The sequence below is a fragment of the Azospirillum sp. B4 genome, assembly GCF_000333275.1.
In the GTDB taxonomy this organism is placed as follows: domain Bacteria; phylum Pseudomonadota; class Alphaproteobacteria; order Azospirillales; family Azospirillaceae; genus Nitrospirillum.
The window spans coordinates 1-7,506 of the sequence record NZ_BACU01000276.1 but is presented as its reverse complement, the minus strand read 5'-3'; the positions used below and the strand labels follow the sequence as shown (position 1 = coordinate 7,506).

At 68.1% G+C, this 7,506-nt stretch carries 9 protein-coding genes; all 9 read left to right on the top strand.

All coding sequences use genetic code 11. The features are described from left to right. Positions 1-941, top strand: a 941-nt coding sequence (ribD, locus tag I55_RS12175) for a bifunctional diaminohydroxyphosphoribosylaminopyrimidine deaminase/5-amino-6-(5-phosphoribosylamino)uracil reductase RibD (protein ID WP_044560844.1), incomplete at its 5' end; no start/stop codon positions are given. A gap of 104 nt (positions 942-1,045) precedes the next feature. Continuing rightward, complete coding sequence (locus tag I55_RS12170; RefSeq protein WP_044560847.1) at positions 1,046-1,636, top strand: riboflavin synthase; 591 nt, start codon at positions 1,046-1,048, stop codon at positions 1,634-1,636. 3 nt (positions 1,637-1,639) lie between these two features. Continuing rightward, positions 1,640-2,773 carry a 3,4-dihydroxy-2-butanone-4-phosphate synthase gene (ribB, locus tag I55_RS12165; RefSeq protein WP_044560843.1) on the top strand — a complete coding sequence of 378 codons (1,134 nt, stop codon included), beginning with the start codon at positions 1,640-1,642 and terminating at the stop codon, positions 2,771-2,773. A 10-nt stretch (positions 2,774-2,783) separates the two neighbouring features. Then, the gene (ribH, locus tag I55_RS12160; protein ID WP_044560842.1) at positions 2,784-3,248 is read left to right on the top strand and encodes a 6,7-dimethyl-8-ribityllumazine synthase; all 465 of its coding nucleotides are present in this window, start codon (positions 2,784-2,786) and stop codon (positions 3,246-3,248) included. Positions 3,249-3,400: 152 nt separating this feature from the next. Next, positions 3,401-3,916, top strand: a complete 516-nt coding sequence (locus tag I55_RS12155; RefSeq protein WP_252181119.1) for a transcription antitermination protein NusB — start codon at positions 3,401-3,403, stop codon at positions 3,914-3,916. A gap of 174 nt (positions 3,917-4,090) precedes the next feature. Continuing rightward, a complete protein-coding gene (gene thiL / locus I55_RS12150; protein WP_049974054.1) occupies positions 4,091-5,155 on the top strand; it encodes a thiamine-phosphate kinase in 1,065 nt (354 codons plus the stop codon). 125 nt (positions 5,156-5,280) lie between these two features. Next, the gene (fliL, locus tag I55_RS12145; RefSeq protein ID WP_044560841.1) at positions 5,281-5,733 is read left to right on the top strand and encodes a flagellar basal body-associated protein FliL; all 453 of its coding nucleotides are present in this window, start codon (positions 5,281-5,283) and stop codon (positions 5,731-5,733) included. A 16-nt stretch (positions 5,734-5,749) separates the two neighbouring features. Then, a complete protein-coding gene (locus I55_RS12140; protein ID WP_044560840.1) occupies positions 5,750-6,229 on the top strand; it encodes a GNAT family N-acetyltransferase in 480 nt (159 codons plus the stop codon). A gap of 134 nt (positions 6,230-6,363) precedes the next feature. Next, the coding region (locus I55_RS12135) for a sodium/proton-translocating pyrophosphatase (RefSeq protein ID WP_044560845.1) at positions 6,364-7,506 on the top strand (1,143 nt) is incomplete at its 3' end.

Here is a 7,506-nt window from a genome sequence, read left to right as displayed (position 1 = left end):
CGGTGGCCCTGGGCCAGCCCGGCAACGCGGCGGAGGGAGCCACCGCCTATGTCACCCTGGAACCCTGCAGCCATCATGGCAAGACGCCGCCCTGCGCCGACGCCTTGGTGGCGGCCGGCGTAGCCCGGGTGGTGGTGGCCATCGGCGACCCCGATCCCCGCGTCTCCGGCCGCGGTGTCGCCCGGCTGCGGGACGCCGGCATCGCCGTGGATACCGGCCTGCTGGAGGACGAGGCGCGATTGGTGACCGAGGGCTTCCTGCGCCGGGTCACCGAGGGACGGCCCATGGTCACCCTGAAGCTGGCCACCACGCTGGATGGCCGCATCGCCACCAAGGCGCATGAGAGCCAGTGGATCACCGGGCCGGTCGCCCGATCGTGGGGGCATGGCCTGCGGGCCACCCACGACGCAATCATGGTGGGCATCGGCACGGCGCTGGCCGACGATCCGGAACTGACCTGCCGCCTGCCGGGGCTGGAGGACCGCTCCCCCATCCGCATCGTGGTGGACAGCCGCCTGCGTCTGCCACTGACCAGCCGCCTGGTGCGCGACGCCCGGCGGGTGCCGGTGTGGGTGGCGACGCTGGCCGGCGGGGACAACGCCCGCCGCCGCGCCTATCAAGACTGCGGCGTGGACCTGATGGAGATCGCCCCGGACGCCGCCGGCGTCATGCCGCTGCCCGCCGTGCTGGCAGCCCTGGGCACCCGCGGCCTGACCCGCGTGCTGGTGGAAGGCGGGGCGCAATTGGCGGCCTCCCTATTCAAGGAGGATCTGGTCGACCGGCTGGAATGGTATCGCGCGGCCAAGATCATCGGTGGCGACGGCCTGTCGGCGGCCCAGGGCTTCGGGCTGGAGCACTTGAACCACGCGCCGCGCTTCGCCTGTGTCGACGTGCGATCCGCCGGCGATGACAAGGCCGAGAGCTATCGCCGGATCGCCTGACCGCCCTGCGGTTGTTTCAACGCGTAACCGCCCTGCGGACGGGCGCCCGGATGGCCGCCATTTTCCACTCGCCAGTCGCGGCGCCCCGGCCTAGTTTGTCGGCCATGTTTACCGGACTGATCACGGATGTCGGGCAGGTCACCGCTGTTGAACGGCGTGGCGATACCCGTTTCACCATCGCCACCGGGTTCGACCTGGCGGCGGTCGCCATTGGCGCTTCCATCGCCTGTAACGGCGTTTGCCTGACGGTGGTGGAGAAAGGACCCGGCTGGTTCCGGGTGGACGTGTCCGCCGAGACCCACTCCAAGACGACCACCGGCACCTGGCAGGCCGGCACGCCGGTGAACCTGGAACAATCCCTGCGCCTGGGCGATGAACTGGGCGGCCATCTGGTCTACGGCCATGTTGACGGTGTCATCGACATCGTCGACGTCCAGCCGGATGGCGACAGCCAGCGCTGGTGGTTCGATGCCCCGCCACACCTGGCGCGCTTCATCGCCGCCAAAGGGTCCGTGGCCCTGAACGGCGTGTCCCTGACCGTGAATTCGGTCGAGGGCACGCGCTTCGGTATCAACATCATCCCCCACACCCAGGAAAAGACCACCTTCCAGCATCTGAAAGCTGGCGGCGTGGTGAACCTGGAGGTGGACATGCTGGCGCGCTACGTCGCCCGTCTGGTGGAAACGAAAGAATAAAGAATGAGCAGCACACCGGCCGCCGTGGCCTTGTCCTCGCCTGAGGAACTGATCGAAGAGGCCCGCGCCGGCCGCATGTTCATCCTGGTGGATGACGAGGACCGCGAGAACGAGGGCGACCTGGTCATCCCGGCGGAATGCTGCGACGCGGCGGCCGTGAACTTCATGGCCCGCTATGGCCGGGGCCTGATCTGCCTGTCCATGGACAAGGCGCAGATCGACCGCCTGAACCTGCCGCTGATGTCGCGGGACAACGCGTCGCGTCACCAGACAGCCTTCACCGTGTCCATCGAGGCGCGGGAAGGGGTCACCACCGGCATCTCCGCCCCCGACCGTGCCCGCACCATCGCCGTCGCCATCGACCCGGCCAGCGGCCCGCAGGACATCGCCACCCCCGGGCACATCTTCCCGCTGGTGGCGCGCGACGGCGGCGTGTTGGTCCGCGCCGGCCATACCGAGGCGGCGGTGGACCTCGCCCGCCTGGCCGGCAAGCTGCCCGCCGGCGTGATCTGCGAGATCATGAAGGACGACGGCACCATGGCCCGCCTGCCGGACCTGCTGCCTTTCGCCGCCGAACATCGCCTGAAGATCGGCACCATCGCCGACCTGATCGCCTATCGCCGCCGCACCGAGACGCTGGTGGAGCGCACCTACACCACCGCCATCGAAAGCCGCCACGGCGGCCATTTCACCGTGCACGTCTACCGCAACCGCATCACCGGGGCGGAGCATCTGGCCCTGGTCATGGGCGACGTTGCCGACGGCCGGCCGGTGCTGGCGCGCGTGCACGCGCTGGAGGTGGTGCACGACCTGCTGGGCGATGTGCGCCGCCAGGGAGCCGGCGACCTGGACATCGCCATGGCCACGGTGGCGCGCGAGGGCCGGGGCGTCATCGTCGTCATCCGCGACGCGCAACCCTTCTCGCTGCTGGAACGGTTGCAGGCGCTGGACGGGCCGGGCGGTCACGACTATGGCCAACTGCGCGATTATGGCGTGGGCGCGCAGATCCTGCTGGATCTGGGCGTCAAGGAGATGCGCCTGCTGACCAATAATCCCAAGGTCCTGGTGGGCGCTGAAGGGTACGGCCTGACCATTGTCAGCCAGCACCCCATCCCGCCGCGCCCGCCCGTCGCCTGAGGGGGCCGGAGTGGCCGACGCCCCGCACATCATGATCGTCGAAGCCAGGTTCCACGAGGACATCGGCGAGGAACTGGTGCGCGGGGCCATGGCGGAGATCGCCAAGGCCGGTGCGACGCATGAGCATTTCCAGGTGCCGGGCGCCTTCGAGTTGCCGGCCGCCATCCAGTATTCCGTGAAGTCCATGGACTTCTATTCCGGCCGCCGTCGCTTCGACGGCTACGTCGCGTTGGGTTGCCTGATCCGGGGGGAGACGACGCACTACGACACCGTCGCCGCCGAATGCGCCCGCGGGCTGAACGACCTGGCGCTACGCCACACTTTGGCGCTGGGCTACGGCGTGCTGACGGTGGAGAACCGGGAACAGGCCTGGGTCCGCGCCTCGGTCGCGCAGAAGAACCGGGGGGCGGACGCCGCCCGCGCCTGCCTTGAGATGATCGAGCTGAAGCGCCAGTTCCGCCTGACCAGCCGCTGATCGCTGCACGCGCAAGATGGTGTTCGGCGGCTGCTATGCGGGCAGGCCGGCCATGCCGCTTAATTTTTCGGTTGGCCGGCGGGCCCGGCTGCCCCATCTTTCCCTACTTTCCGTTCCCCCCTTCCTTCCTGGCGAAAAGCGTTTCCGAGATCATGGCACCCCGCAAAAAGGTCACCACCCCCACGCTCACGCCGGAAGTGAAGCTTCCCACGCCCAAGCGCGCCGGCTCCGCCAAGGCGCGGCGTAGTGCGGCCCGCCTGAACGCCGTTCAGGCGCTGTACCAGATCGAGCTGACGGAAAGCTCGCCCGAGGTGATCATCACCGAGTACGCCAATTTCCGCCTAGGGCAGGAACTGGACGGCGACCGTTACGTTAGCGCGGACGGGGAGCTGTTCGCCGCCATCGTGCGCGGCGCCACCTCGCGCCAGCATGAGATCGATCCAGTGCTGACGCAGGCACTGGACCGCCAGCACCTGGACCGGCTGGAGTTGCTGCTGCGCGCCATCCTGCGCGCCGGCGCCTGGGAACTGCTGGCCGGCGGCGACACCGCCGCCCGCATCGTCATCAACGATTACATCGATGTTGCCCACGGCTTTTTCGCCGGCCGGGAACCCGGGCATGATCAACGGCGTTCTGGACAAGGTGGCCCGCATCGTCCGCCCGGATGAGATGGCCGCCCGCGCCAACGGCCAGGGCTGACAAGGAGGCAGCATGAGGCCCTGGCCTCATGCCGTAGGCCGCGACCGCGACCGCCGGAGTATTTCGGGGAGCAGTGGCGGACCGAAATGCGAGGAAGCCAAGCCTGCGGATGCAGGCGCCCGGCGCTTGAGGGGAGCCTATTAATGGCGGACACCGGTTCCGACTCCTGCGCCCCCGCCGGCGCCAATGCGGACGCCGGCCAGCCCCTTGGCGAATTTGACCGCATCGCCCGCTACTTCCGGCCTCTGGCCCAGGGGTTTCCCGGCGCCCAGGGACTGCGCGACGACGCCGCCTATGTCACCGTGCCAGCTGGCAAGGAACTGGTGGTGACCACCGACGCCATGGTGGCCGGCGTCCATTTCTTCCCCGACGACGCCCCCGCCCTGGTGGCGGGCAAGCTGCTGCGCACCAATCTGTCCGACCTGGCGGCCAAGGGCGCGACGCCCCTGGCCTACAGCCTGGTCACCAGCCTGCCGCGCAGCCTGCCGGAGGCCTGGCTGGCCGGGTTCGCCAGCGGCCTGGCGGCCGACCAGGCGGAGTTCGGCATCCACCTGCTGGGCGGGGACAGCACCGTCACCGACGGGCCCATCACCCTGGCCATCAGCGCGCTGGGCCTGATCGACGCCGGCACGGCCGTCCGCCGCATCGGTGCCGGGCCGGGCGATCTGGTCTTCGTCACCGGCACCATCGGCGACGCCACCCTGGGCCTGGCACTCGCCCGCCAGCGCAAGGGGCCGGTGCCCGAGGATGATCGCCAGTTCCTGCTGGACCGGTTCTACCGGCCCCGGCCGCGCCTGGGCGTCGGGCCGGTGCTGCGCGCCGGCGCCACCGCCTCGGCCGACGTGTCCGATGGCCTGCTGGCTGACCTGGGCCACATCGTCCGCGAGTCGGGACTGGTCGCGGTGGTGGAGGCGGAACGCGTGCCCCTGTCGCCGCCGGCCCGCCGCCTGCTGGCCGCGCACGCCTGCACCATCACCGACCTGGTGACAGGCGGGGAGGACTACGAGGTGGTGTTCACCGTCCCGCCGGCCGCGCGTCCCGCCATCATGACAGCGGCGGCCAAGGCCAAGCTGACCGTGACCGAGATCGGCGCCCTGCGGCCGCTGGCGGCGGGTGGCGGCTGGACGGACGGCACCGGGCCCGCCCGCCTGGTGGACGCCATGGGCCGGGACATCACCCCCCGCGGCGGCGGCTGGCAGCACTTCTGATCCTGGTCTATCCTGCGGACCAGGGTGGCCTTGCCCTTGGCCGGGCATGGATTTTTAACGTCCGGACGCCAGGATGGCGTGGGGGCGGTAAGCCGCCCGCACTCCTTCTGCTGGAAATTCGGTCGATGAAAAAAATCCTCTTCCTGGTGGTGGCCCTGCTGGCGCTGATCGGTGCCGGCGTGGGGGGCTATGTCTTCCTGGTCCACAAGGACGGTCAGCCCAAGGTTGAGGAGGAGAAGAAGAAGCCCGTGGGCCCGCCACAGTTCGTGGACATCGGCCCCTTCGTCCTGCCGGTGATGGGCGAAAAGAAGATCGAGCAGAACCTGCTGCTGCAGGTACAGATCCAGGTGGCCAGCGACGAGGCCAAGGAAACGGTGAAGAATCAGCGCTACCGTTTGCAGAACGCCTATATCGAGGCGCTGTACGGCAAGCTGGGCCAGCAGCAGATCAAGGCCGGCCAGGTCATCGACGTGGTGCAGGTGCGCCGCTGGCTGGTGGACGCCACCAACAAGGTGATGGGCGAGGGCGTGGTCGACGACGTGCTGATCCAGGCGGTAAACCAACATCCCGCGTATTGATATCGGACGCGACTCCATGGAACTCCGCCCCTACCGGCCCGGTGACGAGTCGGGCATCGCCGATCTGATCGTTCCCATCCAGCGAGAGGAGTTCGGCGTCCCCATCACCTATGCCGAACAGCCGGATCTGCGCGATATTCCAGGCTTTTACCAACAAGGCGCGGGCGAGTTCTGGGTGGCGGTGGATGAAGGGCGCGTCGTCGGCACCATTTCGTTGAAGGACATCGGCGACGGGGCGGGCGCCCTGCGCAAGATGTTCGTGGCGGCCAGCCACCGGGGAGCGCCACACCGTCTGGCGGCCCAGTTGCTGGATATTTTGCTGGCACATGCCAGGGATCATGGCCTGAAAGCCGTGTATTTGGGCACAACTGCCAAGTTCCTGGCGGCCCATCGCTTTTATGAAAAAAGCGGTTTTTCCCTGATTACCCCGGATGGGTTACCCACAACCTTTCCCCGCATGGCGGTGGATACGCGGTTTTACTTCCTCTCCCTTTGAAGACCTGCCGAGAGGCGATTGCTTAAGCCCTGTTTCCATGTCACTTTTTTCGGACTGAAACGGCGACCGACAACCGACGACCAGAATCGGGGCGGCGCCGACCCTGGGAAACCAGTCTGGGAAAAGGAAACGACATGACAGGAGTGCTTCCCTTCGTGTGGGGGTGCGGCGCCTTGGCTGTGCTCTATGGTCTTTTCACCGCCAGGTCCGTACTCGCCGCCAGCCCGGGCAACGCCCGCATGCTGGAAATCGCCGCCGCCATCCAGGTGGGGGCGGGGGCTTATCTCAACCGGCAATACCGCACCATCGCCGTGGTGGGCATCGTTATCGCCATCCTGCTGTACGTCACGCTGAAATGGTACGTGGCGCTGGGCTTCGTCGTGGGCGCCGTCCTGTCGGGGGCGGCTGGATACATCGGCATGAACGTTTCCGTCCGCGCCAACGTGCGCACGGCGGAGGCCTCGCGCCACGGCCTGGCGGCGGGCCTGTCCATCGCCTTCCGCTCCGGCGCCGTCACCGGCATGCTGGTGGCGGGCCTCGCGCTCCTGGGCGTTTCCGTCTACTTCGGACTGCTTTCCCAACTGGGGATCACCGGCCGGCCGCTGGTCGACGCCCTGGTGGCGCTGGGCTTCGGCGCCTCCCTCATCTCCATCTTCGCCCGCCTGGGCGGCGGCATCTTCACCAAGGGGGCGGACGTGGGCGCCGACCTGGTGGGCAAGGTGGAGGCCGGCATCCCGGAGGATGATCCACGCAACCCCGCCGTCATCGCCGACAATGTGGGCGACAACGTGGGCGACTGCGCCGGCATGGCCGCCGACCTGTTCGAAACCTACGCCGTCACCACGGTGGCGACCATGGTGCTGGCGTCCATCTTCTTCGCTGGCACGGATCTGCTGACGCCCCTGATGCTGTACCCGCTGGCCATCGGTGGCGTCTGCATCATCACCTCCATCATCGGCACCTACTTCGTGCGCCTGGGGGCCAGCGGCAACATCATGGGGGCGCTGTACAAGGGGCTGATCGCCACCGGCGTGCTGTCCCTGGTCGGCATCTGGGCCGTCACCTACTGGGTGCTGCCAGACCATCTGCAAACCGCCTTCTCCGTCAACGGCAAGGACTTCACCGGGCAGACGCTGTACTGCTGCGCCGTGGTGGGCCTGGTGGTGACGGCGCTGATCGTCTGGATCACCGAATACTACACCGGCACCAACTACCGCCCGGTGAAGTCGGTGGCGCAAAGCTCCACCACCGGCCATGGCACCAACTCATCCAGGGCT